Origin of the sequence: Hymenobacter sp. UV11 (genome assembly GCF_004684095.1) — a bacterium.
Taxonomy (GTDB): domain Bacteria; phylum Bacteroidota; class Bacteroidia; order Cytophagales; family Hymenobacteraceae; genus Hymenobacter.
The window spans coordinates 118,281-145,190 of the sequence record NZ_SRII01000013.1 but is presented as its reverse complement, the minus strand read 5'-3'; the positions used below and the strand labels follow the sequence as shown (position 1 = coordinate 145,190).

Here is a 26,910-nt window from a genome sequence, read left to right as displayed (position 1 = left end):
CGGAGGCGCTCGCCGCCAAAAAGGCGCGCGGTGCTCAGCTGGGTAGTCCCCAAAATTTAACCCGTGCTGCTATTGAAAAGAGCCGGAATATTCGGCAGGCCAACGCCCGCACCAATCAGCAGAACCAGCAGGCTACCCGGCTTGGGGGGCTACTGCAGGCGCAGGGATACACCTTGCAGCAGATTGCTGAGGAGTTGAATGGAGGCGGCTACCGCACCCGGCGGGGTAAGCTGTTCTTTCCCTCATCAGTTCAGCGGCTACTACAGCGACGGACACTATATAAAGAGTAGCAGTAGGTGGCTGAGCAAACCGTGCGCTTTCGGCCAGCAACTGGCCAGGCCACCCGCAAACAAACTAAACAGCGGGTGATACCTTGGCCGGGGCGGGCCATGCCGCCAAACTTTCCCTACCCCCTCTTTAAGCCTTACTGTGCTGTATTGACCAGTTTCAGCGGAGTCCCCTGGTTATGGTTAGTCGCCTGTATAGCTTCGATATCGGTCGCCTATATTGCTCCGTGCACAGGCGGAGGCCTGCGGTTCAGTGTCTGTCCAGGCTATCGCCTACCCCAGGAGTTCGACCCGGAAGTCCGGGTACGGGCGCCGGTCGGCTGGCTCCGCCAGCCGACCGGCGCATTTATTGCCCACCGCCAGCTTCGACGAGCCGTCGTCGCGGGCCGTCAGCGTCAGCAGGTACCGGTTGTGGAAGGCGTAGGTGAGCCGGCTGGCAAACTAGGTGGGGTAGGGAGGCCAGCCAGGTAACATTCGTGCCGAGCTTCTAACCGAGGTCTGTTTAGTCGCCTAGCGAGGATTGGATGTCAATCTGGTCGAGGTATGGCTGCAAATGCATGGGGTCGCGAAAGGCGCGCAGCACTACGAAGTCGGAGGAGGCAGGGAAGTGAATTTCTACAAAAAAGGCCCCGACCTGGTAGATACGCACGAGGCCGGCCGCACCGTCTGGCCGGGCGGCCAGGTAGTAGCCTTGCTCCCACACGCAGGTGAGCTGCGCGGGCGGCGGCAACTGGTTGAATGCCGTGAGAGTGCGCCTGGTTTCATCCGCTGATTCCATCCGTAGCGGTCTGCCTAAAAGACCAGTTGCAAACGTAAACGGCGCGCCGACCGCTTGCAAGCCCCGTACGGCCCCGATGTGTTACACTTCCTATTATGTAACAACAAAAAGGCCGGCCGCTGGGGTGCCAGCTGGCCAAGCTGCTTATTTTCAGGCCGAAGGCGTAACCTGGGCCAGGTACTCGGTGGGCGTGCAGCCGGTGAGCTTAACGAAAGCCCGAAAGAAGGTGGTGCGGTTGCTGAAGCCGGCTTCGAGGGCGAGGCCTTCCAGCGTGAGGTGTCGCCAGTCGACCTGCCCCATGCGCGCCTTGATGTACTCGACCCGGTAGCGATTGAGAAAGTCGTTGAAGTTCATCCGATACTCCTGGTTGATGAGGGCCGAGACGTGGTGCGGCGGAATAGTGGTTTCGGCCGCCAGGTCCTTGATACTGTATCCCTTGCGCCGAAACGGCTGCTGCAGCATGAACTCCTCAAGCAGAGCGCAGTACGCCTGCTTGCGCTCCTCGCTCAACGAGTAGGCTCGCGCGGGGTCTTCCTGCCTGGTGGCGGCGGCTGGCGTGGGGAGCGCGGGTGCCCCGGCCACGGCGGCCGCTGCTGGCGCCCTGCACAATCCGTACAGCAGCTGGGGCTGCAAGAACAGCAAGGTGGACGTGAGCAGCAGGTAGCTACCCAGCACGCACACGGCAAAAATGGTGGCGGAAGTGCCGCTGACGGGCAGCACCATTGCCAGCAGCACGGGCGGGTAGAGCAGGGTATTGAGCAGGGTGAAAAGCCGTAGCCAGCGCAGCAGCGCCTGGTTTTCGTAGCGGCTGGCAGGGGCGGCCTGGCGGCTGAACTGCCACAACAACCGCCACTGCATCAGCACATAGATATTGCCGAGCACAAATTTGAGTACCGGGTGGTAGTAGGCCGGCAGCAGCCCTTCCTGCTGCTTTGTAACGCCCGCCACATCGACTAGTAGCAGTTGCAGGTAGTGGATTTTAAAGGCGGCCCCGTGTAGCAGAAACGGTAGTAGCTCCAGGGAATGCAGGCCAAAGGGCACGAAATGCAGCCAGTCGAAGCGGTGAAACCGAATTTCCTGATACAGCACCGAGCGCACGTAGAGGTAGGCGCAGGGCGCGACCAGGTAGTGCAGCGGCATGTTCACCCGAAACAGGTGCGGCACCAGGAAGATGGAGTGATTGATGAGTAGCGCGCTCGTGAGGGCAAACAGGGCCACGCTGAACAGCGACACGCTCAGCAGGCGGTTGGCGTGGCGCTGCACAGTGTTAACAAACGCCAGGATGAGGCTGACCAGTGTTCCGACGAAGGCTCCCAGGAACATGAATACCGTTAGTAGCTCGGCGTGGGCTATCGAAGGCAGCACGGGTATCATAACGGACGAAGCAGTAGGGAAGAGGACTTATTCTCAGCAACGGCCACAACCCCAAGCCGGGTGGTAGGTCACAATATATCGGTAGTTTTTAGAAATATAGCGACATACTGCATGCTTTTTTAAAAGCTTACCCCAGTCCGTTAGCGCTGCCGAACATATCCTGCATGAGCTTGGTCGCTGCGCTGGCAGGCAGGCGGAAAAGACTAGCAGGTATTTTATAAGCTTATAAGTCAATTAGTTGAATCTTGGGAGTTGCTGTCACAAAATGACCAGCTTGTTACATTTTGTAAAATGCAACAAGCTGGTCATTTTGTGGCCTTGCTTCCTGCAGGCCGGGCGCCTACTCTTGCAGTTGAAAAGCTGGTTATCAGGCCGCGCCGTGCTGGCCTCACTCAGAAAGGGCCCAGGAGCCGGGACTGTCCCAGCGCTTCATTCAACAACCGGCCGGCCTTGAGCGGCCCCAATCCCCCTTCCGTATGCGTTATAACCTGCCCACCCAGGGTGGCTTGGTACCCCTGGTTTTGCTACTGGTGGGGTGGAGTATGCCCGCCGCCGCGCAGCTGCCCATTCGGAATGAGCCGTTGCGCGACTCGCTGGTGCGGGTCTACGATACCCGAACGATTTATGGCTACGGCGATAAGTACATCCTGGGCGGCAGACAACTGCCGTTTCGCCAGCTGAAGACGCAGTTTTCCCTCGGCGTAACCAACGACCTGTATCGGCAGGGCCGGCAAGACCGGGTTGTGAGCCGCCTGCTGGGTATCACGTCCGTAGCCGCGCTGGTGGGTGGTGCGGTGCTGAGTAAGAATGAACGAGCCGGCAGCATTGCGTTGCAAGTGGTGGGCATTGGCCTCAACTTCGGTAGCCTGCGCTTTAGCAAAAAGTCTACTGAGCTAGTGGACCGGGCCTTGTGGCTGCGCAATAAGGACGTCTTGTTCGGCAGCCGCTAACGCGGGTTTTCGGGCCGCAGGCCCCCGACTCACGCTACCGGCTACCCCAACGGGGCTCATTCAGCATCAAGTTTTTACGCGCCATGAAAGGATTATTTACGTTACTTTCCCTGCTGGGCTTGTTAGTGGCTTGCTACCCCCCGGCCAGGGCTCAAAACGACAACAACGACTTAGTGGCAACTACGGAGGCGGGCCAGGTGCGGGGGCAGCGGGTGGGGAGTGTGCTCGCCTTCACGAGCATTCCCTACGCTGCTCCCCCCGTGGGGGCGCTGCGCTTTGCGGCCCCGGCCCCGCACCAACCCTGGCCGGGCGTGCGCGACGCTACCACGGGCGGCCCAACCGCGCCGTACAACCGCCCGCCCGCCGGGGACATCGACGACCAGCCCGTCTTTGGGGCGGGCTGGGTGAAGGGCGACGACTACCTGACTACCAACATCTGGACGCCCGCCCTGGCCGGCCCCGCCCGCCCCGTACTGGTCTTTATTCACGGCGGGGCCTTCGTGCTGGGGTCCAGTGATGTACCGCTCTTCAACGGTACGAGCTTCGCCCAAAAGGGCGTTGTGCTAGTCACACTCAATTACCGGCTGGGCATTGAGGGCTTCCTGAAAATCAACGGTGTGCCCTCAAACCTGGGCATCCGCGACCAGCTGGCGGCCCTGCGCTGGGTGCAGGCCAATATTGCCCGCTTCGGGGGCGACCCGGCCAACGTAACCATCTGCGGCGAGTCGGCCGGGGCGATGAGCGTGGCTACGCTGCTGGGCAGCCCGGCCGCGAAGGGCCTGTTTCGGCGGGCCATTCTGATGAGCGGCTCGGGCCAGGCCGTGCTCAGCGGCGAACAGGCCGACCGCATCGCGGCCAAGTACGCTAAAGTGCTGAAAATCAAAAATACCGCCGAGGCCTACCGCCGCTTCACCCCCGAGCAGCTGCTGGCAGCTCAGCAAAAAGTTACGCCCAAAATGGTGAAGCTGGATACCAACGACTATGCCGACCCCGGCTCGGGCACCGTGCTTTATTTTCCGGTGATTGACGGCGACATCGTGCCCGCCGTGCCCCTGACCAGCGTGCAGCAAGGGGCCGGCAGTGCCGTTGACGTGCTGGTGGGCTACAACTCCGATGAGGCCAACTACTTCCTGGTGCCCACCGGGCTACTCCAGAAAATCAAGTCCAACTTTGTCCTGACTCTGGCCGCAAAGCGGTTTCACCCCGCACCGGCGGCCCTTATTACCGTGTACAAGCAGGCCTACCCCCCTAAAAACCTGGGCCAGCTGCTTTCCGCCATAGTCACGGCGTACCAGTTTCAGGTGCCTTCCGTGCACCTCGCCGATGCCCACGCCGGCCAGCCCGGCCGCACCTACATGTACGAGTTTGGCTGGCCTTCCTCGGTGGCGGCCGGCACCTATGGGGCCTACCACGGGCTAGAACTACCCTTCGTCTTCAACCAGCTTGCCTTGGTGACGGGGCCACGCGGCATGCTGGGCCCCGGTGGCGGCCCCGCCGAGCTGGCCGAAAAGATGCAGAACGCCTGGGTGGAGTTTGCCAAAACCGGCAGCCCTGGCTGGGCCTCTTACACCAAAGCCGAGCACCAGACCATGTTGTTCAATACCAACTCGCAACTTCAAGCCAACCCGCACGCTAAGGAGCTGCGGGCTTGGGAAGGAGTGCGCTGAAGAAGGGGGTAGGGAGGCAGCAAGGCTTTAGTCAACTTTATAAACAAGATAATGATTGTCAAATAATTGATAATCAATTACCGCCGGCCACCGTTGGCTTTTCTTCCTGCCCATGAACCAGTTTTTCTTGTGTAGCGCGCTGCTGAGCGCGCTACTGGCTTGCCAGCCCGGCGTAGCGCAGGAGGTAGTGCAGCCGGGGCGCCCTCAGGTGCAGCCGCCAAGGCCGCCCCGGCCCCCGCGGCCGCCCGTTCAGCCGGTGCGGCCGCCCTACCCCCCTCGGCCGCCGCAACCGCCGCGCCCGCCCATTCGGCCGCCGCGGCCGCCCGTTAATAGCTGGATTCCTATCGCTACCATTGTGCTACGGCAGCCGGTTGAGCAGGCCGGCGCGGGGCTGCGTGGGAGCTCCAATAACTTCCGCTACCTCAAGCTCCGGGTTAGCAATCGGCCCCTGACCCTGGACCACTTGCTGGTGAGCTACGACTACGGGCCGGCGAGCAGCCTGCCGCTACACTACCGCCTGCTGCCGGGCCACGACAGCCGCTCGCTCAGCCTACAGCTAGGTGGCCGCCGCATCCGTCGCCTCGACCTCTGGTACAGTAGTGGCGGCGGGCTGTTCAGCCCGGCCACCGTGACCGTGCTCGGCTTGCGCTAGCCTGCTGGCCCGGTTGCTCCGGCCCTACCCCTTATCTTGGCTTCGTAAGCTGCTGGTTGACCTAATTTCAGGTGTGAAAGGCTAAGCTGGCCGCGCCGCGCGCCCTGGCCCGACGGGCCACCCAGGAGTGCTGCCGGTTCCCCACGGCAGCCGTAAGCCCTCTTACACAGCCTTATGGAGCACGCCTACCGCCCGGCCACCTACCCCATTCCGTACCAGCGCTGGCTAGGCTTGCTGCTGCTGCTGCTGTTGCTTACCATTGGCCTGGCCTGGGGCCAAACTCCGGCCCAGCGCCCGCGCGTGGGCCTGACGCTGAGCGGCGGCGGGGCCCGTGGCCTGGCCCATATCGGGCTCCTCAAGGCCCTGGACTCGGCCGGCGTGCGGGTCGATTACGTGACGGGTACCAGCATGGGCGCCGTGGTCGGCTCACTGTATGCGGCCGGCTACTCCGGGGCCGAAATTGAACGGATAGCCCAGGGGTTGGACTGGGACGCGCTGCTCACCAATGCGGCCCAACTCAGCACGATTACGCTGCCGGGGAAAGACGATTTTGGTCGTTACCTCCTGGAGCTGCCAGTGGTGAAGGGCAAATTGCAGTTTCCCAACGGCATTATTGAGTCGGAAGAGTTGTGGCTCAAGCTCAGCGAGTTATTCTTGCCCTACTACCGCACCAAGGATTTTGCGCGCTTCCAGCGGGGGTTTCGGTGCGTGGCAACGGACATTATTTCCGGCGAGCCAGAGGTGCTGCGCCGGGGCGAGATTGTGGCGGCCATTCGGGCCAGCATGGCCATTCCGTCGGTGTTTACGCCAGTGCAATACCAGGGGCACCAGCTGGTGGACGGGGGGGTAGTGCGCAACTTTCCGGTGTCGGAAGTGCAGGCCATGGGCGCGGCCGTTATCATTGGCAGCAACGTGTCGGCCGGGGCCTACACCGAAGCCAACCTGCGCAGCCCCGTGGATGTGCTGCTCCAGATTTCCTCGTTCAAGGACAATGCGGATTTTAAAGCACAGAAGGCCCTGTGTAGCCTCTACGTCGATTATCCGCTGGATGACTACTCCAGCGGCAGCTTTGCGGCCGCGGGGCCCATCATTGCCCTGGGCTTGCAGCAGGGCCGGGCGGTGTTTCCGAAGCTGAAAACCCTGCGCGATTCGCTGGATGCGCTCTACGGCCCGGCCCCGCCCTACCCCCCCGCCGCCCGGCGAGCCGACTCCGTGTACGTCGAAGGATATCAGGTGCAGGGCCTGCCGCCAGCATCCGAGGCGCTGCTGCGGCGGCAGCTGCGGCTGCGCCCTGGGCACTACTACTCGGCCCCGCAGCTGTCGGCGGCCGTGCGCGACGCGTTCGGCACGCGGGCGTTTCGCAAAATCACCTACTCGCTGCTGCCCGTTTCCGACTCATCGGCTCGCCTTGTGTTCGACGCCGCGCGCAGCCCGGCCGCGCGCATCGGCCTGGGGCTCAACTACAACTCGCTGACCGGCCTCGGCCTCATCGGCAGCGTGACGCTGCAAGACAAGCTGGCCTCCGCTTCTACGAGCCAGGTGGCGTTCAACATCGGGGAGAATCCCCGTTTGCGGCTCAAGCACGTGCAGTACTTCACCGAGCACCAGCGCCTGGTGCTGCGGCTGCTGGCGCAGGGCGAGCGGGTCAGCATCACTACGTACAGCGCGAGCTTTAAGAAGGCGGGCCTCTACACGCAGAGCTATGTGCTGGCCAACGCGCAGCTATTTCACCTGCTCGACCGCAACCGGGGCCTGGGCCTGGGCACGCGCTATGAGTACGGGCGCTTCACGCCCGAAATCACCTCCCGCCTCCAGCTCGACGGCCGCATTAGCCTGCTCAACAGCTACTTATTCTACGAAGAAAACACGCTCAACGCGGTTGCCTACCCTACCCACGGCCGCAGAATTGAGGCTGAAATCGGCGTGGTGTATACCCAGCAGCCCAGCTTTCGGGTTCTGAGCGACACCACCGTTATCGGCACCGAGCAGTCGCCGGGCTTTTCGTTCCGGCCCTACGGTCACGCGCGCCTCCACGTGGAGCAGTACCTGCCGCTCAGCAAGCGCGCCACGCTGCTGGCCCAGGCCCAGGTGGGCCTCAACTGGAACTACCAGCAGGCCATTGCCAACGACTTTGTGCTGGGTGGCCTCACCAGCGGGCTGCGTAATCAACTCACGTTTGCCGGCCTGCCCGAAGCCGGCCTCTACACCGGTAGCGCCGTAGTCGGGCTCGTGGGCTACCAGTACGCGGTGAGCCCCAAAATCTTCGTCATTGCCAAGGCCAACGCCCTCTACCACGACTTTCTTGCCAACGCTGCCCGGCCGCAACCGGCCCAGATGATTTATGGCGGCTCCCTCACTTTGGGCCTTAATTCATTTCTGGGGCCCATCGACGTGAGCCTGATGTACTCGGACGCGACGAAAAAGCTACTACCCTATTTCAACATTGGGTTTCCCTTCGGCTACCGCTAAAAGCCCGGTAGGCTTCCGCTGACGGTCACTGCCTGGGGTGTGCTAACCGCGCGGCGTGGCGGCTCGTAAATAATTCCCTCAGCCCCGCGCCTGCCCGGCGCCAGTCCGCTACCCCCGAGGCCCTACCCCTCTTGCTTCTCACCGACCCCACTTGGTCTGCCCCTTATGTCGACTTACTTCAAGTACTTCTCCCTCCTCCTCGCCCTACCCCTACACGCCCAAACGGTCATCCACCTGGACCAAGTCGGGTTTTACCCCACCGCGCCCAAAGTGGCCGTGCTCGTAGGCGCCCCCGCCGGCCGGTTCGAGTTGAAAACTGCCGACCTAACCAAAACCGTTTTCACCGGCGAGCTGGGGCCGACCCAGACCTACGCGCTGGCCGCCCAGCAAACGCGGGTGGCTGATTTCTCCGCTTTTCAGGGCACGGGCACCTTTGTGCTGACGGTGCCGGGCCAGGGCCAGTCGGCTCCGTTCCGCATCCAACCCAATGTGCACGAGGGGGTAGCAAAGGCGGCGTTGCGGGGCTACTACTACCAGCGGGCCTCCACGGCCCTGCTGCCGGCGCAGGCGGGGCCGTGGGCGCGGCCGGCGGGGCACCCCGATACGCAAGTCCTGGTGCATCCGTCGGCGGCCAGCCCGGCGCGGCCGGCGGGCACCGTTATTTCCGCGCCCCGGGGCTGGTACGATGCGGGCGACTACAACAAGTACGTTGTGAATTCGGGTATTACGATGGGCACGCTCTTCGCGCTCTACGAGGACTTTCCCGCGTATAGCGACCAGCTCCAGCTCCATATTCCTGAAAGCCAGAACCGCCTGCCCGACCTGCTTGACGAGGCCCTCTGGAACCTGCGCTGGCTGCTGGCCATGCAAGACCCGCACGACGGGGGCGTGTACCACAAGCTCACCAACGCCAGCTTCGCCGGCATGGTGATGCCGGCGGCCGCCCAAGCCCCGCGCTACGTGGTGCAGAAAAGCACCGCCGCTACCCTCGATTTTGCCGCCGTTACGGCCCAGGCCAGCCGCATTTTTCGCAAGTTCGATAAGCAAACCCCGGGCCTGGCCGATTCCTGCCTGCGGGCCTCGCAAGCGGCCTGGACCTGGGCGCAGGCTCACCCCGCCGTGCTCTATGACCAGGACGCGATGAACAAGACGTTCCAGCCGGCCATCGCCACCGGCAGCTACGGCGACCGCACCGTGGCCGACGAGTTTATCTGGGCCGCCGCCGAGCTCTACGCCACCACGAAGGCCGACAGCTACTACACCGCCGTCAACCTCTACCCCGATGCGCAGACGCCCTTGCCCGACTGGGGCTCCGTGCGCACCCTGGCCTACTACACCCTGGCCCGCCTCGGCAACCAGGCTACCCCGCTGGCCCAAAAAGACCTTCCCGCCCTGCGCACCCGCCTGCTGGCCGCCGCCGACCAGCTGCTGAAGGGCGCGGCCGCCTCGCCCTACCAAACGGTGATGGGCCAGGCGGCATCCGATTTTCAGTGGGGTAGCAACGCCCGCGCTGCCAACCAAGGCATTGCCCTGGTGCAGGCCTACCGCCTCAGCGGCAACCGCCGGTACCTGCTGGCGGCCCTGGGCAACCTCGATTACCTGCTGGGCCGCAATGCCACCGGCTACTGCTTTGTGACGGGCCTGGGTAGCCACTCGCCCCAGCACCCCCACCACCGTCCTTCCGAAGCCGATGGCCTGGCCGCCCCGGTGCCCGGCCTGCTGGCCGGCGGCCCCAACCCCGGTCAACAGGACCACTGCACCTATGCGTCGTCCCTACCCCCCCTCTCCTACTCCGATAGCGTGTGCTCCTACGCCTCAAATGAAATCGCCATCAACTGGAACGCGCCGCTGGTGTACCTGGCGGGCGCGCTAGAGGCCCTGCAAACGAAAGGCGGGCTGGTGAAGGGCGCCAAGTAATGGCAGGAGCGGTACGAAAGCCTCCACGCTTACGTGAGCTAGTGGGTAGTCGCGAGTAAGGCGCACCTTGTCGACTTCTTCTTTTACAGCGATTTACAAGTCCGTATCCACGCAGTAGAGACGCAAAATTTTGCGTCTCGTTGTTGAATAAGGAGGCCTAACCTGGGCGGGTTGGGGCCGGTAAGCGAGTGGGTGCCATCGCACAGCGCTGCCCCGCCTGACAAGGGGAGCCTGAGGTGGCGCGGTAAGGCGGGACAGCTTAGGGCGGAGATGGGACCGAGAAGGTGCGCCGGCTAGCGTTGGTTGAGGTGAAGCAGGAAGCGTGTCCCTACCCCCACCTGGCTGCTTACCTCAATTGTGCCCCCCATGGTTTCTACGTGCGTTTTGACCAGGAATAAACCCAGGCCCCGCCCCGGCTGCCCGCCGTGGAAGCGCTGGTAGAGTTGGAATATCTTGGCGCCCGCCTTGGCCTGGTCGAAGCCCGAGCCATTGTCGGCGAAGCTGATGCTGGCCCCGCCGTGCGCGTCGGCGACGCACTGGATGTCGATGCGTAGCGGGCGCTCCGGGGAGCGATACTTAACCGCATTAGAAAGCAGATTATCAAAAATGCTGTACACGTAGGCCCGGGTACCGAGCACCTGCAGCCCTTCCGCCACCTCAAGCGTGACGTGGCCCGCGCACTGGCCTACGGCCGGGGCCCAGTGCTGGATGGCCTGCGTGCACACCTCGGCCAGCGACACGGTTTCGGGCGCGGGTCGGTGCTGCTGGTCGCGCAGGGAGAGCAAGAGGCTCAGGTCGTGGAGCACCCCATCCACTTGTTCCAGGCTCTGGCGCAGGCGAACCAGGGAGGCATCAAAGATGGGGCTGTGCTTGCCTACCTGCGGCAGCAGCTTGGCCAGCCCCAGGGCATTGGCCAGCGGCGCCCGCAGATTGTGCGAAACCATGTAGGTGAACTGTTGCAAATCGCGGTTGTGCTCATACAGGTCCTGCGTGAGCTGCGCTTGCTGGGCCTCCATTGCCTTCTGCGCATTGATGTTCTGCTGAATAGAAATGAACTTCATCAGCTCGCCGGCCTGGTTGTACAGGGGCGTAATGTGCAGCAATACCCAGAGCTTCTCGCCGGCTTTCGTGTAGGTAAGAATCGGTACGGAGAAGGGCTCCGGTTGTTGGAAGTACGCGCGGATGGTTTCCTGAATCGTTGGGTCCGTGTCGGGGCCGTCGAGCACGGCGCCGGGAAAGCGCCCGAGTAGGTCGGCCAGGGTATAGCCCGTGTGCTTGGTAAAGCCCTCGTTGACCCATTCGGTGCGGCCTTGGGCATCGCTGATGAGCACGCCATTGTCGGTGCCCTGAGCCACGAGGGCCAGCTGTTCCAGGTGTTTGGCGGCCGTGACCCGGTCCGTGACGTTGGAAAAGAAAATGGATAGTCCTTCGGCTGCGGGCAAGGCGTTGACTTCCAGCCAGCGGCTCGTGCGCGTCGAAAGGGCTTCGAAGTGCACCGGCTGTCCCGACTCTACCGCCAGATGCAGGTAGTAGTCGAAGCGGCTGTTGACCGCATTGGGAAAGGCTTCCCAGTAGTTGCGGCCCAGGCATTGTTGCCGGTCAATTTGGAGTACCTGCTCGGCCTGACCGTTGAAATAGGTAATGGTCCAGTTCGTATCGACCTCGATGTAGCCATCGGCCAGGCGCTCGAGCCGGGCGTTGCCCGCCGCTGTTTCCGCCGGTACAGGGGCGGGCGGGGGCTCGACTGCACGCCCTACGCAGAGCAGCAGCTCGGTCGCAGGCCACTGAAAGGCCGACCACGCGAGCCCCACCGCTTGGCCGGTCTTGGTCAGGCAGCGGCCCTCAAAGGAGACGGGGGCGGCTTGCTGCCACGCGGCCTGGCACGCGGCTTCGACCTGGGCGCAGTCGGTAGGATGCAGAATAGTGCGGAAGGGCGCGTCGTGGAGCTCCTCGGGGGCATACCCCAGCACGCGCTGGCCAGCCGCACTGACCCGCCACAAGTGGCCGGTAGGGGTAAGGGCACACAGCACGTCGGAAGAAGAGTGCAGCAGGTGCTCTACCACCTGCAACTCGTCACGGATACCCATCGGCGGGGATTTGTTGTTGACTAGCCGAAGATACTAGCGGGAATTGGCCGCCCCCGCCAGCGGCTCCCTGGCGACGCGCAGTAGCTTAGTCCAGTACCTTCAAGCTCTTGTATAGCAACTGGTTGCCTACTTAATGCATTCTTCACGGCGCAAAGCGTCTTTTTCAGGGCTGCGACTATAGGCGGCCAAGTACAGTCTGCTTTACCAGTTCCGCTACCGGAAGTTGTCTTGCGAAGCCGGGCATTCAAGCAGATTTTGGCCACGCCCTACCCCTGCTCGCTGGAGCGACGCTGCACCAGCTCCGAGTTCAGCACTACGCTTTGGCTGGGTAGAATGGGGCGCTTCTTTTCCAGGGCACGCAGCAGAATGCGGGCGGCCTCGCGGCCAATGTCGTGGGCGGGCTGGGTAATGGTGGTGAGGGGCGGGTCGAAGAGGGAAACACTTTCGAGGTTGGAGAAACCCACGATTTTCACGTCCTCCGGAATGCGGCGGCCCAGCTCGCGGCACACGTGGTAGGCGCTCACGGCTAAGTGCTCGACTGAGGCGAAGATGCCGTCGATATCGGGCCGGCGCTGCAGCAGCTCGCGTAGCAGCTCTTCGTTGTGCGCCCTGTTCGTCGTGTCGGGCAGCACCAGGTCGGCATCGGGGGGTAGGCCGTGCGCCTGCAGCGCATCGAGGTAGCCCTGCTGGCGGTTGCGGCCAATAGATAGATTATTGGAAATCAGCAGGTGGGCAATGTGGTGGCAACCGGCGGCCAGTAGGTGCTCGGTAGCCTGGTAGCCACTCTCGTAGTCATTGGTCGTAACGTTGGCCGTGGCAATCTCGGCGCATACGCGGTCGAAAAACACTACCGGGATGTTGGCCGGCGCCAGGCTCTGGATGTGGGCAATATCCTCGGTGCCGCTGGCCACCGATAGGAGAATGCCATCGACGCGCCCGCCCTTAAGATGCTGAATGATGGCCACTTCGCGGGCGTGGTCGTCGTGGGTGAGGTAGATGAGCACGTGGTAGTTGCTCTGCCGGGCAGCTTCCTCAATGCCATTAATGGCCAAGGAGAAGAAGTGATTGGTAACCTTCGGAATAACTACCCCGATGGTTTTGCTTTGGTTGCGGCGCAGACTGCTGGCGTAGGCGTTGGGCTCGTAGTGCAGCGCGGCGGCCAAGGCGCGCACCCGCTCCTTGGTGGCCGCCGACACCTCGTGGCTGTCTTGCAGGGCACGCGAAACCGTGGCAATAGACAAGTTCAACTCCTCAGCCAAGCGCTTGAGGTTTACGGGTTTCATAGCATATGGTGGGTAAGCGAAAGAAAGAGAGTAGACGAAGAGCCGCGCTTTTTGCCAGCATAAATACCTGGTAATATAAGCAACTAACCTGCCTTGCCAGATGAACCAGGTGCCATTTACTGAAAACGTTTACGTAAATAAACCCCCGCTTTCGCGTCTGAATAAGGCATGAACACCCTGTACTTCGCAGGGCAGACGGCTTCCAGAGCTCCTCGCTGCGCCTTCGTTGCCAGGCCATTGCGGCGGGCCGGCCCCGCGCCACCGAGGGGACAGAGGCCACCGACTGCCGCGTTTTCAATACTCCTTTCCCACCCACTTTATGATTGCTCCTCTACGCTTTGCGCGTTGGCGCGCTGTGCGGCCCCTGGTTTTGCTGCCGGCGCTTAGCCTGGGCACCAGCTTTTCGCTGCTGGCCGCCCCGCGCCCTACCCCCTACCCCATTGCCGTGCTGGCCGACGTAACCATCAGCGGCCAAGTGCTGGATGAGCGGGGAGCCGGCCTGCCCGGCGTCAATGTCGTGGTGAAAGGCACCAGCATTGGGGCCCAGACTGACGCCAGCGGTCGCTACAAAATTGCGGCGCCCGACAATGCCACGCTGGTTTTTTCCTTCATTGGCTACGTATCTAAGACCGTAGTAGTAGGCGGCAAAACGACCCTCAACGTGAGCCTGGCCCCCGATGCGGCTGGCCTCGACGAGGTAGTAGTAGTGGGCTACGGTGTGCAGGAAAAGAAGCTGCTGGCCACGTCCATCGCCTCCATCTCGGCCAAGCAGATAGCGCTGCTGCCGGTGGCCTCGCCCTCCGAGGCGCTGGTGGGCCTGGTGGCGGGCGCCCAGATTACGGAGCCCTCGGGCGAGCCGGGCGCGGGCGCGGTGATTCGCATTCGCGGGCTGGGCTCAATTTCAGCCGGCAACTCGCCGCTATACGTGGTCGACGGCTACCCCCTCAACAGCGCCGATAGCTACAACCAGATTTCGCCCGGCGATATTCAATCCATTCAGATTTTGAAGGATGCGGCGGCCTGCGCCATCTACGGCTCGCGCGGCGGCAACGGCATCGTGATTGTGACCACCAAGCGCGGCAATACCGATGGCACTACGCGCTTCGCTTTCAGTGCGAATTCGGGCATTCAGCAGGTAGCCAAGCGGGTAGATTTGCTCGACCGCGACCAGTACCTCGACTACCTGCGCGAGTCGTTTACCAACGGCAACCGGGTTATTCCGCCCATTTTGCAGGCCGGCGCGGCCCCGCTGCCCGACACCAACTGGCAGGACGTGATTTTCAAGACCGGCGTGCAGCAAAACTACCAGGTGTCGGCCTCGGGCGGCACCGACAAGTCGCGCTTCTACGTCTCGGGCGGCTATTTTAAGCAGAGCGGCATTGTGAAGAACTCGGGCTTCGAGCGCTTTTCGCTGCGCGCTAACTATGATGCGCAGCTGAGCAAGAAATTCAAGCTGGGCCTGAGCCTGGCGCCCAACTTTACCCGCACCCAGGTGCAGCCTATTTCGGGCAGCTACAACGGTGGCAACGTGTCGGGCGGTGGCCCCGGCGGCGAAACGGCGGCCGTTACGGCGGCCCTTATCCTACCCCCCATCGTGCCCGTGTTCCTGCCCAACGGCGACTACGGCACCATTCGCAACAGCTACAACGGGGTAATTACCAACCCCACCGACCTGCTGAACCCGCTGGCAACCCTCGACCTTTACCAGGACCACACCAACGCGGTGCGGGCGCTGGGCTATTCTTACCTCGATTTTGAGGTGCTAGCAGGCCTGCACCTGCGCTCTAGCTTCGGGGCCGAGCTGCTCAACAGCCGCCGCGGCATTTATGTGCCGGCCACGCTGGGCACCAGCGGCAACCAGGCCGCCAACCTCTCGAACCCCATCCTGGGTAATATCGACGCCCGGCAGCTCAACGGCACCAACCTCAACTGGGTGTGGGAGAACACGGCGACTTACAACCGCACCTTTGGCACCGACCACAACCTGACGCTGCTGGCCGGCTACTCGGCCCAGTACAACAACAACGAGGGCAGTACCGTGCTGGGCCAGACCGGCACCTACACCAACACTGCCATCGACTACGTTACGGCGGCCGGCCAGCTATTTGGCCAGGCCTCGTACACAGCCAACGCGCTCACCTCGATTTTTGGGCGGGTAGACTACTCGTACAAGGAGCGCTACATCCTGACGGCCGCCCTGCGTAGTGATGGCTCGTCGCGCTTCGGCCCCGACAACCGCCAGGCCACCTTCCCGTCGGTGGCGCTGGCCTGGCGCGTGGCCGAGGAGCCGTTCATTAAGCAGTTTGCGGCCATCAGTGAGCTGAAGCTGCGCGGTAGCTACGGCGTGACAGGCAACAACAACATCGGCGACTACAACTACCAGAGCTACCAAACGGCCGCCAACTACGTGTTTGGCGCCGGCAACGGGGCGCGGGCGTTTGGCTTCTCGCCCAATGGCGTATCTGTGCGCAACCTGGGCTGGGAAACCAACACGCAGTTTGACGCGGGCTTCGACCTGGGCTTATTTAAAGACCGCATCTACCTAACGGTGGCCGCTTACCAGCGCAACACCACCGACCTGCTGCTCAACCGGAATATTCCGGCCGTGCTGGGCTTCTCGACGCGGGCGCTGGCCAACGTGGGTGAGGTACGCAACCGCGGCCTCGAATTTCAGCTCAACACGGTTAATATCACCGACAAAGCTTTCACCTGGAGCACTTCGGCCAACCTCAGCATCAACCGCAATCAGGTGATGGCCCTGGCCGGCACCAACGACCAGCTGCTCTACGACGCCGTGTTTGGCTACACCAGCTCCATTCGGGTAGTGACGGGGCAGCCGCTGGGCGTGTTCTACGGCTACACCCAGGAGGGCGTGTACCGCGACCAGGCCGACATTGACGCCAGCCCCAAGTGGACGGCCAGCACCGTGGCGCCGGGCGATATCAAGCTCAAGGACATCAACGGCGACGGCAAGATTGACTCGAACGATATCGGCGTGATTGGCAACCCGTTTCCCAAGTTCACCTACGGCATCCAGAACACGTTTGGCTACAAGCGCTTTTCGCTGGGCATTACGCTGCAAGGCACGCAAGGGGCTGATATTCTGTACGGTGCCGACCGCTACACCTTTAACGCCCCCGGCCAAACCAACGCCCGCACCAACCAGCTGGGCCGCTGGCACTCGCCCACCGACCCCGGCGATGGCCGCACGCCCCGCGCCACCTCGGGCTCGTCGCTGCGCACGCAGTTCAGCTCCTACTTCATCTACGACGCGTCGTTTTTGCGGGTGCGCAACATCACGCTGCGCTACAACATTCCGGTGGAGTGGGCCGGCAAAGCGGGCGTGCAGAGCGCCGGCGTCTACGCTTCCATCCAGAACCTGTACACCTTCACCAAGTACTTCGGCTACAACCCCGAAGCCAACAACTACGGCAACAGCACTACCCCCACCTACGGCGTCGACCAGGGCTCGTACCCGATGGCCCGCACCATCACGCTGGGCGTGCAGCTTGGCTTCTAAATGAGTAGGGTGAGCTACTCCGTGAAAACGGCCCTACCCCCTCCAACCCCTCCCATTCGACTCATTCCCACCATGATTTTCAAACAACTCCTAACCGGCGGCGGCCTGGCCGCGCTGCTGGGCCTGGCCGCCCTGAGCACGACCTCGTGCAAAAAGGACTTTATCGACCTGAGCGACCCGACCCGCCAGGTGAGCACCGAGGGCTACACCGACTCGCTGAGCATCGTAACCGGCGTGACGGCGGCCTACGCCTCGCTGCAGGACATCTACGGCAAGTCGGGTACCAACCGCGGCCTCTGGGTTTTCAGCGAAGTGCCCAGCGACAATAGCTACACCGTGGTGTCGGGCGAGCGCCTCAATGAGTTCGATACCTTCAGCCTCATCAGCGACAACCCGCGCCTGCAAAGCCAGTGGCTGTACACCTACCAGGCCATTGCCCGCTGCAACATTATCCTGGGTCGGGCCGGCGCCATCAAGCTCACCGACGCTACCCGCAACCGCTTTTATGGCGAGGTGCGCTTTATCCGGGCGCTGGCGTATTTCAACGCCGTGCGCACCTGGGGCGACGTGCCCCTGGTAACCACCGAAATCACATCCATTGCCGATGCCTACAGCTTTGGGCGGCAGCCCGCCGCGGCCGTGTACGCGCAGATTGAGGACGACCTGAACTTTGCCGAGGCCAACCTGCCCGTGACCCAGACCGCCGCCAACCTGGGCCGCGCCACCAAGGGCGCCGCGCAGGGCCTGCTGGGCAAAGTGCTGCTCACCGAGAAGAAATACGACCTGGCCGCCGCCAAGCTCAAGCAGGTTATCGACGCCAAAACCTACGACCTGCAAGCTGCTTATGCTAGCATCTTTTTGACTGCCAATGAGATGAACAACGAAATCCTGTTTGCGGTGCGCTATACCAAGGGTGGCCTGGGCGTGGGCAGCGGCTTCACCAACTTCTTCCTGACCTCGCCGCTCACGGCCGCCGTGGCAGCGACCGTGAACGGGGGGGTAGGCACCGGCCAGCAGTTCAATACCGTCGATGCCGACCTGGTGGCAGCCTTCACGGCCAGCGGCCCCACCGATGTGCGCGCCGCAGCCTCCTACGGCGGCACGGCCGTGCCCTACTACACCAAAAAATATAACGACGTGCCTACCACTGCTTTCGACAGTGAAAACGACTGGATTGTGCTGCGCTACGCCGACGTACTGCTCCTTTATGCCGAGGCCGTAAACGAGCAAAGCGGCCCCAACGCGCTGGCCCTCGACGCCGTCAACCGCGTTATCCGGCGCGCGCGCGGGCTGCCCGTGGCCACCGCCAGCGCCACCGTTGACCTGCCCGCCAGCACCACGGCCACGGCTCTGCGAACCCGCCTCGAAACGGAGCGCCGCCTGGAGCTGAATTTTGAAGGCCACCGCTGGTTCGACCTCGTGCGCACCGGCCGCGCCATCGCCGTGATGAACGCCTACTTCACGCAGGCCGCCGCCACTACCCGCATCGACGCGCACAACCTGCTCTTTCCCCTGCCGCTGCAGGAAATCCAAACCAATCCCGCACTGACTCAAAACACGGGTTACTAGGTAGATATCCTTAAGCAAGTTTGCCCACTAAGCGCGCCGGGCTAAGCCGGGCGCGCTTAGTGGATAAGTTCTGGTCTGCTGCGCTGGCCCGGCGTCATTTCATTTCCCTTTTCCATGCTTCTCCCCTCCCCGGCCCGCCTGCTCGCGGCGCTGCTTTGCTTCGTCGGCCTGCTGGCCAGCCCCAACGCCCGCGCCCAGTCGGGCCTGATTCAGAATGCGCCCGCCCGCCGCGTGCTCAGCCTCAACGGCAGCTGGAACTACATCATCGACCCCTACGAAAACGGCTTCTACGACTACCGCCGCGAGGCCTTCGACCAGTCGAAAACCGGCAAGGGCGGCTATTACGACAACCAAAAGCCCAGTAATGCGCAAGAGCCCGAGCTGATTGAGTACGACTTCGATAAGTCGTCCACCATGCAAATTCCGGGCGACTGGAACTCGCAGGACACCAAGCTCTTGTATTACGAAGGCACTATCTGGTTTAAGAAGAATTTTAAGCTGACGCCCACGGCCGGCAAGCGGTATTTTCTGTATTTCGGGGCCATCAACTACGAAGCGCACATCTACCTCAATGGCAAGAAGCTGGGCATGCACCGCGGCGGCTTCACGCCCATCCAGTACGAGGTGACGGGTAAGCTCGACCCGAGCGGCGACAACTTCGTGGTGGTGAAGGCCGACAACACCCGCCACGCCGACGCCGTGCCCACTATCAACACCGACTGGTGGAACTACGGCGGCATCACCCGCGACGTGTTTATTGCCGAAGCGCCCGGCACCTTCATCAAGGACTACGAGGTGCAGCTGGCCAAAAACGAGCCCGGCACACTGGCCGGCTACGTGCAGCTGAATGGGGGGGGTAGGGCCGGCCAAATCGTGACGCTGAGCATTGCGGAGGCGGGCATCAAGCAGACGCTAAAAACCGACACGGCCGGCCGCGCCAGCTTCCGCTTTCCGGCCAAAAAGCTGCAGCTGTGGTCGCCGCAAAGCCCCAAGCGCTACGCGGTGAGCCTGAGCAGCGGCGGCGACGTAGTGCAGGACAAAATCGGCTTCCGCACCATCCAAACGCGGGGCCAGGACATCTTGCTGAATGGCAAATCGACGTTTTTGCGCGGCATTTCCATTCACGATGAAAACCCGCTGATACCGGGCCGGGCGAGGGGCGAGGGCGACCTGCGCATGCTGCTGACCTGGGCCAAAGAGCTGGGCTGCAACTACGTGCGCCTGGCGCACTACCCCCACAACGAACTCATGCTGCGCCTGGCCGACGAGATGGGCCTGCTCGTGTGGGCCGAAGTGCCCGTGTACTGGACCATTGCTTGGGAAAACCCCGCCACCTACCAAAACGCCGAAGCCCAGCTTTCGGACCTCATTTCGATGGGGAAAAACCGGGCCAGCATCGTGGTGTGGTCGGTGGGCAACGAAACGCCGCTCGGCGACCCGCGCCTGAAATTCATGACCAGCCTCATCAAAAAAGCGCGGTCCCTGGACGACACCCGCCTGCTGGCCGCCGCCCTAGAGCTGCACCGCGACGGCACCACCGTGCACGTGGACGACCCGCTCGGCGAGTTCCTCGACCTGACGAGCTTCAACGAGTACGCCGGCTGGTACTGGGGCGGCCTGCCGAGCGAAATCATGAAGTATACGTTTGACATTAAGTACAACAAGCCCGTCATCATCAGCGAGATGGGGGGTAGCGCGCTGGGTGGCTACCACGGCACCGCCGACACCCGCTGGACGGAGGAATACCAGGAGGCGCTCTACATAAACCAGCTCAAGATGCTAGGCAATATTCAGGGCCTACGCGGCATGACGCCCTGGATACTGGCCGACTTCCGTGCCACCCGCCGCCAGCACCCGGTGTACCAGAACGGCTTCAACCGCAAGGGCTTGATTTCGAGTACGGGGCAGAAAAAAAAGGCTTTTTACGTGCTGCAGGAATACTATCGCCAGCAGGCTGCGAAATACGACGGCAAGAAATAATGAGCAATCAGTCAACAGCCCTGCCGCGTCACCCCACCCCCGGCCCCTCCCCTTCGGGAGAGGGGAGCCAGATGATTACAGACGGGAGCGCCGCCGTGGCTCCCCTCTCCCGAAGGGGAGGGGTAGGGGGTGGGGTGACGCGCCTGCTGCCGGTCGCACTCCTCCTCGTAAGCCTTGCCGCCCAGGCCCAGACCTCGCGCGACAGCGCCGAATACACCCTGCGCGTCGCCGCCAAAAAAACCATCAATAACTCTACCGTTGATGGCAAGGCCGGCTTTTCGGAGTACAAGGACTACCCCACCCGCGCCCTTACCACGCTGCAGGGCTACGCGCCTGCCGAGGTGCCGCTGAGCAAGTACGGCGGCCGGCTCGACAAGCGAACCAAGGCCACGGGCTTCTTCCGCGTGGAGAAAATAGGGGGCCGCTGGTGGGCCGTGGACCCCGAGGGCTACTACTTCCTGCACAACGCTCCCAACGACGTGCAGCCTGGCAGCTCGGCCCGTACCCAGAAGGCCCTGCGGGACAAGTACGGCGACCGCGCCGGGTGGATGGCAGCTACCCGTAAGTTTCTGCTGGCCAATGGCTTTAATGGTACGGGCGCGTGGTCGGCCACCAAGGATATTCAGGCGGAAAATGCCCAGGCCGCTAAGCCGCTGGCCTACACCGTCAACCTCGATTTTATGAGTGGCTACGGGTCGAAGCGCGGCGGCACCTACGTGCAGCCCGGCCACAAGGGCTATCCGAATGATGTGATTTTCGTGTTTGACCCCGGCTTTGAAGAGTTTGCCGAGCAGCACGCCAAGCAGCTGAGCCAGCATAAGAAGGATAAAAACCTGTTTGGCTATTTTTCGGACAACGAGATGCCGCTGCTGCGCAAAAACCTGGATGGCTACCTCACCCTACCCCCCTCCGAGCCGGGCTACGTGGCTGCCAAGAAATGGGCCGACGAGCGCGGCATTACCCTGGCCACCATCACCGACCAAAACCGGCAGGATTTTCTGGCCTACGCGGCCGAGCGCTACTTTTCCATCGTGGCTAAGGCTATAAAGAAGAACGACCCCAACCATATGTACCTGGGTTGCCGCTTTCACGGCGCGCAGCGCTACTACCCCGAGCTGCTGCGCGTGGCCGGCAAGTACCTCGACGTGCTGAGTATCAACTACTACAACAACTGGACGCCCGAGAGAAAATGGGTAGCCGACTGGGAAACGCTGTCGGGCAAGCCCTTCCTCGTGACCGAATGGTACGTGAAGGGCGAAGACGCGCCCGGCCTGGCCAACACCGCCGGCGCCGGTTGGGTGGTGAAAACGCAGGCCGACCGCGGCCTGTTTTACCAGAATTTTACGCTTGGCCTGCTCGAATCCAAGAATTGCGTGGGCTGGCATTGGTTTAAGTACCAGGATAATGACCCGACGCTGGTGGGCGCTGAGCCCTCGAACACCAACGCCAACAAGGGCCTCGTGGATAACTACCTTGAACCCTACCAGCCCCTGCTCGACAAGATGAAGGCGCTGAACCAACAGATGTACCACCTGGCCGACTTCTTCGACCAGCGCCAGCCGCAGTAAAGATGAGCGGCGGTCTGCAGGCCCCTGCCCTCCCGTTTGTGGCCGGTCAGCTGCCGGCTTTTCAATTCACCAAAACCGACCCTACCGGCACTACGCAGCCCAACCCCGGCGCCGAGCGCATGAACGCGGCAGTGGCTTCGCTGGGTAAAACCGTGGCGCACTACGCCTACGTATCGGCTGCTGGCCCCACCGACCGCGGCGACCACCTGCACTTCGACGCCCGCTCGGCCCGCCTCTTGGGCCGGCGCTACGCCCAGGCCATTCAGCAGCTTCAGCGCCCGGCCCGGCGGACGCGGCCCTAGCGGCCGGCGGCTTCCCTATCCCCTTTTATTTTATGAAACGCCTTCTATTCGCCGCTTTTTTTCTCGCGCCTTGCCTGCCAGCGCGGGCCCAGCAGCCGGTAGAGCAGCGCATCACGGCCCTGCTCCAGCAGATGACGCTGGAGGAAAAGGTTGGCCAACTCAACCAGTACTCAGGCCGCGAGCTGACTGGCCCGGCCAGCACCCGCAAAACCGACCAGCTCAACGCCATTCGCAGCGGGCAGGTGGGCTCGATGCTGAACGTGCGCGGCGCAGCCAATACCCGCGCTATTCAGGCCGAGGCGCTGAAATCGCGGCTGCACATTCCGCTGCTGTTCAGCCTCGACGTCGTTCACGGCTACAAAACGGTGTTCCCGATTCCGCTGGCCGAGGCCGCCAGCTGGGACCTGGCGGCCATCCGGCTGAGCGCGCACGTAGCCGCTAAGGAGGCTGCCGCCGCGGGCATCCACTGGACTTTTGCGCCGATGGTAGACGTGGGCCGCGACCCGCGCTGGGGCCGCGTGATGGAAGGCGCGGGCGAGGATACGTACCTGGGCGCGCAAATTGCGCGGGCCCGCGTGCTGGGTTTCCAGGGCGAGAAGCTGGGCGGCACGGATGCCATCATGGCCTGCGCCAAGCACTTCGCCGCCTACGGCGCGGCCCTCGCCGGCCGCGACTATAACGCCGTGGATATGAGCCTTCAGCAGCTCTGGGAGGTGTACCTACCTCCCTTCCGGGCGGCGGCTGACGCGGGCGTGGCCACGTTCATGAACTCCTTCAATACCCTGAACGGCGTGCCCGCCACCGGTAATACCTACTTGCAGCGCGACATTCTGAAGGGCCAATGGCAGTACCCCGGCTTCGTGGTGAGCGACTGGGGTAGCATCGGCGAGATGGTGCCCTGGGGCTACGCCGCCAACAAGGCCGACGCCGCCCAAAAAGCCCTCGCTGCCGGCAGCGACATGGACATGGAAAGCGATGCCTACCACACCCACCTGGCGCAGCTCGTCAAAGATGGTAAAGCTGACATGAGCCTGCTCGATGACGCCGTGCGCCGCATTTTGCGCAAAAAATTTGAGCTGGGCTTGTTCGACGACCCCTACAGATTCTCGAACGAGAAGCGCGAAAAGCAGGTCCTCAACGACCCCCAAAACCGCCAGGCCGCCCGCCAGGTGGCGCGCCAGTCTATGGTGCTGCTCAAAAACGACCGGCAAGCCCTACCCCTGCACCGCGCCTGGAGCCGGCTGGCCGTCATTGGCCCGCTGGCCAAGAGCAAGCGCGACCTCGATGGCAGCTGGGTCCCCGACGCCGATACCACGCTGATAACGAGCATCTACGACGGCCTGGCCCAACGCCTGGGCTCCAAAACCCAGCTTAGCTACGCCAAGGGCTGCGACGTGCTCGGTGACTCGCGCGCCGGCTTCGCGGCGGCCGTCGAAACCGCCCAAAAAGCCGACGCCGTGGTGCTGACCGTGGGCGAAACCTGGGACATGACCGGCGAGGCCAAGTCGCGCACCGACATTCGCCTGCCCGGCGTGCAGGAAGAATTATTCTTAGCCCTCAAAGCCACCGGCAAGCCCATCATTGTGGTGATGCTGGGGGGTAGGCCACTCATTTTCAACACCATCGCCGACCAGGCCGACGCTATTCTGCTGGCGTGGTGGCCCGGCGCCGAAGGTGGCCACGCCCTGGCCGACGTGCTCAGCGGCGACTACAACCCGGCCGGCAAGCTACCCAGCAGCTTCCCGCGCGCCGTGGGCCAGCTGCCCATTGCCTACAACCAGCAGTACAACACCGGCCGCCCCGTGACCCGGCCCGGCGATACCAGGTATAAATCGGCCTACATCGACGCGCCCAATACGCCGCGCTACGCCTTCGGCTACGGCCTGAGCTACACCACTTTCCAATACAGCGAGTTGAAAATCAGCCGCCCACAGCTCACCGCCGCCGAAACGGTGCAGGTGCAGTTCACGCTTACTAATACCGGCCCCGTCGCCGGCGAGGAAGTGGCCCAGCTCTACCTGCGCGACCCCGTGGCCTCGCTGGTGCGCCCGCTCAAGGAGCTAAAGGATTTTCAGAAGGTGCTGCTCAAGCCGGGTGAAAGCAAAACGCTCACCTTCACGGTAGGTAAGGACAAGCTTTCCTTCTACAACCAGCAGCTGGCCTGGGTGGCCGAGCCGGGCGAGTTTCAGCTGCTGGTGGGCAGCGCCTCGGATGACATCCGTCTCAGCGGCAAGGTGGAGCTGCTGCCCTAGCCTGACATAATATTGATAAACAGTATATTAACCAAGCATTTATGTCTGCCTTATCACAATTTTCCTTACAGGACAAAGTCGTTGTCATTACCGGGGCCACCGGGGTGCTGGGCGCGGCGCTTTCGCTGGCCGTGGCCGAAGCAGGCGCCAAAGTCGTGGTGATGGGCCGCGATGCGGACCGGGCCGAGGCGCGGGCGGCCGCCATCAGGGGGGTAGGGGGCGAGGCGCTCATCATCCTGGCCGATGTGCTCGACCAGGCCCAGCTCGAAGCCGCCCGCGACCAAATATTGGCGACCTGGGGCCGCATCGACGGGCTGGTGAACGCGGCTGGCGGCAATATGCCCGGCGCCACCGTGGGCCCGAACCAGGATTTGTTTGACGTGAGCATTGCCGATACTCGCCAAGTGGTGGACTTGAACTTGTTCGGAACAGTCATCCCGACCACCGTTTTTGGGCGCGTGATGGCGGCGCAGGGTCAGGGCTCCATTGTCAATATTTCGTCGCTCACGGCGCAGCGGCCGCTTACGCGGGTGCTCGGCTACACGCTGGCCAAGAGCGCGATAGAATCGTACACCCGTTGGATGGCCGTGGAGCTGGGCCAGCGCTACGGCGGCGGCCTGCGCATGAATGCCATCGCGCCGGGCGTGTTCCTCACCGAGCAAAACCGCCATCTTATGCTCGAAGCCGATGGCGCGCTCACCGACCGTGCCCGCAAGTTCATTGCCAACACGCCCTTCCAGCGCTTTGGCGAAGCCGAAGAACTAACCGGAACGCTCATCTACCTGCTCAGCGACGCCTCAAAATTTGTGACCGGCGAAACCGTGCTGGTTGATGGCGGCTTTAATGCCTACAGCGGCGTATAGCCAGACATTCGTCAGTGCGAGCATGTTGCGCTTCTAGCAAGGGACGCGGCAATCGCACTGACAGATAAATTGCTCACTGCTCACTGCTCACTGATAATTGAAAATGCCTCTCCTCCAAAGCTGGCGCTGGTACGGCCCCAACGACCCCGTCAGCCTCGCCGATATCCGCCAGGCGGGCGCTACTGAGGTAGTGTCGGCCCTGCACCACATTCCGAATGGTGACGTGTGGCCGGTGGCCGAAATTCAGGCGCGCCAGGCGCTCGTCGGCGCCGCCGGCCTCACGTGGAGCGTGGTCGAAAGTGTGCCCGTGCACGAAAACATCAAGACCCGCAGCGGTGATTTTCAACAGTATATTGCTAATTACCAACAATCTATTCGCAACCTGGCGGCCTGCGGCATCTACACGGTCACCTACAATTTTATGCCCGTGCTCGACTGGACGCGCACGGACCTGGCCTACGAAGTAGCCGATGGCTCAAAGGCTCTGCGCTTCGAAAAAGCCGCCTTCGTGGCCTTCGATACGCTGCTGCTGAAGCGCCACGGGGCCGAAGCCGACTATACCCCCGCGGCGCTGGCCCGCGCGAAGGCCCGCTTTGAGGGCATGAATGAAGCCGAGCGCCAGCAGCTGCAGCGCAACATCACCGCGGGGCTGCCGGGTAGCGAGGAGAGCTTCACGCTGGCGCAGTTTCAGGCGGCGCTCGATGCGTATGCGGGCATTGACGCCGCCCGGCTGCGTGAGCACTTGATTCTGTTTTTGCAAGCCATCGTGCCGGTGGCGGAGGAAGTAGGCGTCAACCTGGCTATCCATCCCGACGACCCGCCCTACCCCATCCTCGGGCTGCCACGCGTGGTGAGCACGGCCGCCGACGTGGCGGCCCTGGCGGCGGCCGTACCCTCGCTCCGCAACGGCCTGTGCTTCTGCACCGGCTCGTTTGGCGTGCGGGCCGACAACGACCTGCCCGCGATGGTGCGCCAGTTTGCCGACCGTATCCACTTCATTCACCTACGCAGCACCCAGCGCGATGCCGAAGACAACTTCTACGAAGCCAACCACTTGGAGGGCGACGTGGACATGCCCGCCGTCATGCGCGCGTTGCTGCTGGTGATGCGCCAACGCCAGACTAGCCTACCCATGCGCCCCGACCACGGCCACCAGATGCTCGACGACCTGCACAAAAAAACCAACCCCGGCTATTCGGCCATCGGTCGCCTGCGCGGCCTGGCCGAGCTGCGCGGCCTGGAAGCAGGTATTGCAAGTAGCGGGCGCTAGACGCTGAGCCGAACAACGTTGGGACGCAATTATGAGGTCGAGTCTTGAAGTGCGGTGGTCTAATAAAACGGATAGAGCGCTAAGGCACAGTTAACTGGATTCGGAAAGGTGTGCTCTTTAGG

At 62.7% G+C, this 26,910-nt stretch carries 18 protein-coding genes; 14 read left to right on the top strand and 4 right to left on the bottom strand.

Annotated features, from left to right (window positions below):
• A partial coding sequence (locus tag E4631_RS21555; protein ID WP_205704289.1) for a recombinase family protein occupies nt 1-290 on the top strand: 290 nt, incomplete at its 5' end.
• Nucleotides 291-789: 499 nt separating this feature from the next.
• Here the strand turns inward: E4631_RS21555 and E4631_RS21550 are convergent.
• The gene (locus E4631_RS21550) at nt 790-1,065 is read right to left on the bottom strand and encodes a hypothetical protein (protein ID WP_133657072.1); all 276 of its coding nucleotides are present in this window, start codon (nt 1,063-1,065) and stop codon (nt 790-792) included.
• Between the two features lie 150 nt (nt 1,066-1,215).
• Nucleotides 1,216-2,439 carry a helix-turn-helix domain-containing protein gene (locus tag E4631_RS21545; protein ID WP_133657071.1) on the bottom strand — a complete coding sequence of 408 codons (1,224 nt, stop codon included), beginning with the start codon at nt 2,437-2,439 and terminating at the stop codon, nt 1,216-1,218.
• A gap of 476 nt (nt 2,440-2,915) precedes the next feature.
• On the opposite strand from E4631_RS21545, the gene E4631_RS21540 reads away from it, so the two are divergent.
• From E4631_RS21540 to E4631_RS21520, 5 genes are all read left to right on the top strand, one after another.
• Nucleotides 2,916-3,389, top strand: a complete 474-nt coding sequence (locus tag E4631_RS21540; RefSeq protein WP_133657070.1) for a hypothetical protein — start codon at nt 2,916-2,918, stop codon at nt 3,387-3,389.
• 83 nt (nt 3,390-3,472) lie between these two features.
• The gene (locus E4631_RS21535; protein WP_133657069.1) at nt 3,473-5,056 is read left to right on the top strand and encodes a carboxylesterase/lipase family protein; all 1,584 of its coding nucleotides are present in this window, start codon (nt 3,473-3,475) and stop codon (nt 5,054-5,056) included.
• Between the two features lie 112 nt (nt 5,057-5,168).
• Complete coding sequence (locus tag E4631_RS21530) at nt 5,169-5,708, top strand: hypothetical protein (protein ID WP_133657068.1); 540 nt, start codon at nt 5,169-5,171, stop codon at nt 5,706-5,708.
• A gap of 174 nt (nt 5,709-5,882) precedes the next feature.
• A complete protein-coding gene (locus E4631_RS21525) occupies nt 5,883-8,177 on the top strand; it encodes a patatin-like phospholipase family protein (RefSeq protein ID WP_133657067.1) in 2,295 nt (764 codons plus the stop codon).
• A 165-nt stretch (nt 8,178-8,342) separates the two neighbouring features.
• Nucleotides 8,343-10,094 (top strand): glycoside hydrolase family 9 protein, encoded by a 1,752-nt coding sequence (locus tag E4631_RS21520; protein ID WP_133657066.1) that lies wholly within the window; start codon nt 8,343-8,345, stop codon nt 10,092-10,094.
• Nucleotides 10,095-10,387: 293 nt separating this feature from the next.
• Here the strand turns inward: E4631_RS21520 and E4631_RS21515 are convergent, their stop codons facing one another.
• Together E4631_RS21515 and E4631_RS21510 are read right to left on the bottom strand one after the other, a co-directional pair.
• On the bottom strand, nt 10,388-12,181 hold the full coding sequence (locus tag E4631_RS21515) for a PAS domain-containing protein (protein ID WP_133657065.1): 1,794 nt from the start codon (nt 12,179-12,181) through the stop codon (nt 10,388-10,390).
• A gap of 266 nt (nt 12,182-12,447) precedes the next feature.
• Nucleotides 12,448-13,464: a LacI family DNA-binding transcriptional regulator gene (locus E4631_RS21510; protein WP_133657064.1), complete on the bottom strand. Its 1,017-nt coding sequence runs from the start codon at nt 13,462-13,464 to the stop codon at nt 12,448-12,450.
• Nucleotides 13,465-13,783: 319 nt separating this feature from the next.
• Here E4631_RS21510 and E4631_RS21505 point away from each other — a divergent pair, with 319 nt between their 5' ends.
• From E4631_RS21505 to uxuA, 8 genes are all read left to right on the top strand, one after another.
• Nucleotides 13,784-16,984, top strand: coding sequence for a TonB-dependent receptor (locus E4631_RS21505; RefSeq protein WP_133657063.1), 3,201 nt, complete (start codon nt 13,784-13,786; stop codon nt 16,982-16,984).
• Nucleotides 16,985-17,056: 72 nt separating this feature from the next.
• Entirely contained in the window at nt 17,057-18,553 is a 1,497-nt protein-coding gene (locus E4631_RS21500) for a RagB/SusD family nutrient uptake outer membrane protein (RefSeq protein ID WP_166648036.1), read from the top strand.
• A gap of 114 nt (nt 18,554-18,667) precedes the next feature.
• Nucleotides 18,668-20,533, top strand: a complete 1,866-nt coding sequence (locus E4631_RS21495) for a glycoside hydrolase family 2 protein (protein ID WP_133657061.1) — start codon at nt 18,668-18,670, stop codon at nt 20,531-20,533.
• A 71-nt stretch (nt 20,534-20,604) separates the two neighbouring features.
• Nucleotides 20,605-22,101, top strand: a complete 1,497-nt coding sequence (locus tag E4631_RS21490) for an agarase (RefSeq protein ID WP_133657060.1) — start codon at nt 20,605-20,607, stop codon at nt 22,099-22,101.
• 2 nt (nt 22,102-22,103) lie between these two features.
• The gene (locus E4631_RS21485; protein ID WP_133657059.1) at nt 22,104-22,403 is read left to right on the top strand and encodes a sialate O-acetylesterase; all 300 of its coding nucleotides are present in this window, start codon (nt 22,104-22,106) and stop codon (nt 22,401-22,403) included.
• A gap of 32 nt (nt 22,404-22,435) precedes the next feature.
• On the top strand, nt 22,436-24,655 hold the full coding sequence (locus tag E4631_RS21480; RefSeq protein ID WP_133657058.1) for a glycoside hydrolase family 3 N-terminal domain-containing protein: 2,220 nt from the start codon (nt 22,436-22,438) through the stop codon (nt 24,653-24,655).
• Nucleotides 24,656-24,696: 41 nt separating this feature from the next.
• Nucleotides 24,697-25,518 (top strand): SDR family oxidoreductase, encoded by an 822-nt coding sequence (locus E4631_RS21475; RefSeq protein ID WP_133657057.1) that lies wholly within the window; start codon nt 24,697-24,699, stop codon nt 25,516-25,518.
• 103 nt (nt 25,519-25,621) lie between these two features.
• Nucleotides 25,622-26,788 (top strand): mannonate dehydratase, encoded by a 1,167-nt coding sequence (gene uxuA / locus E4631_RS21470; protein WP_133657056.1) that lies wholly within the window; start codon nt 25,622-25,624, stop codon nt 26,786-26,788.
• The last annotated feature ends 122 nt before the right edge of the window (nt 26,789-26,910 follow it).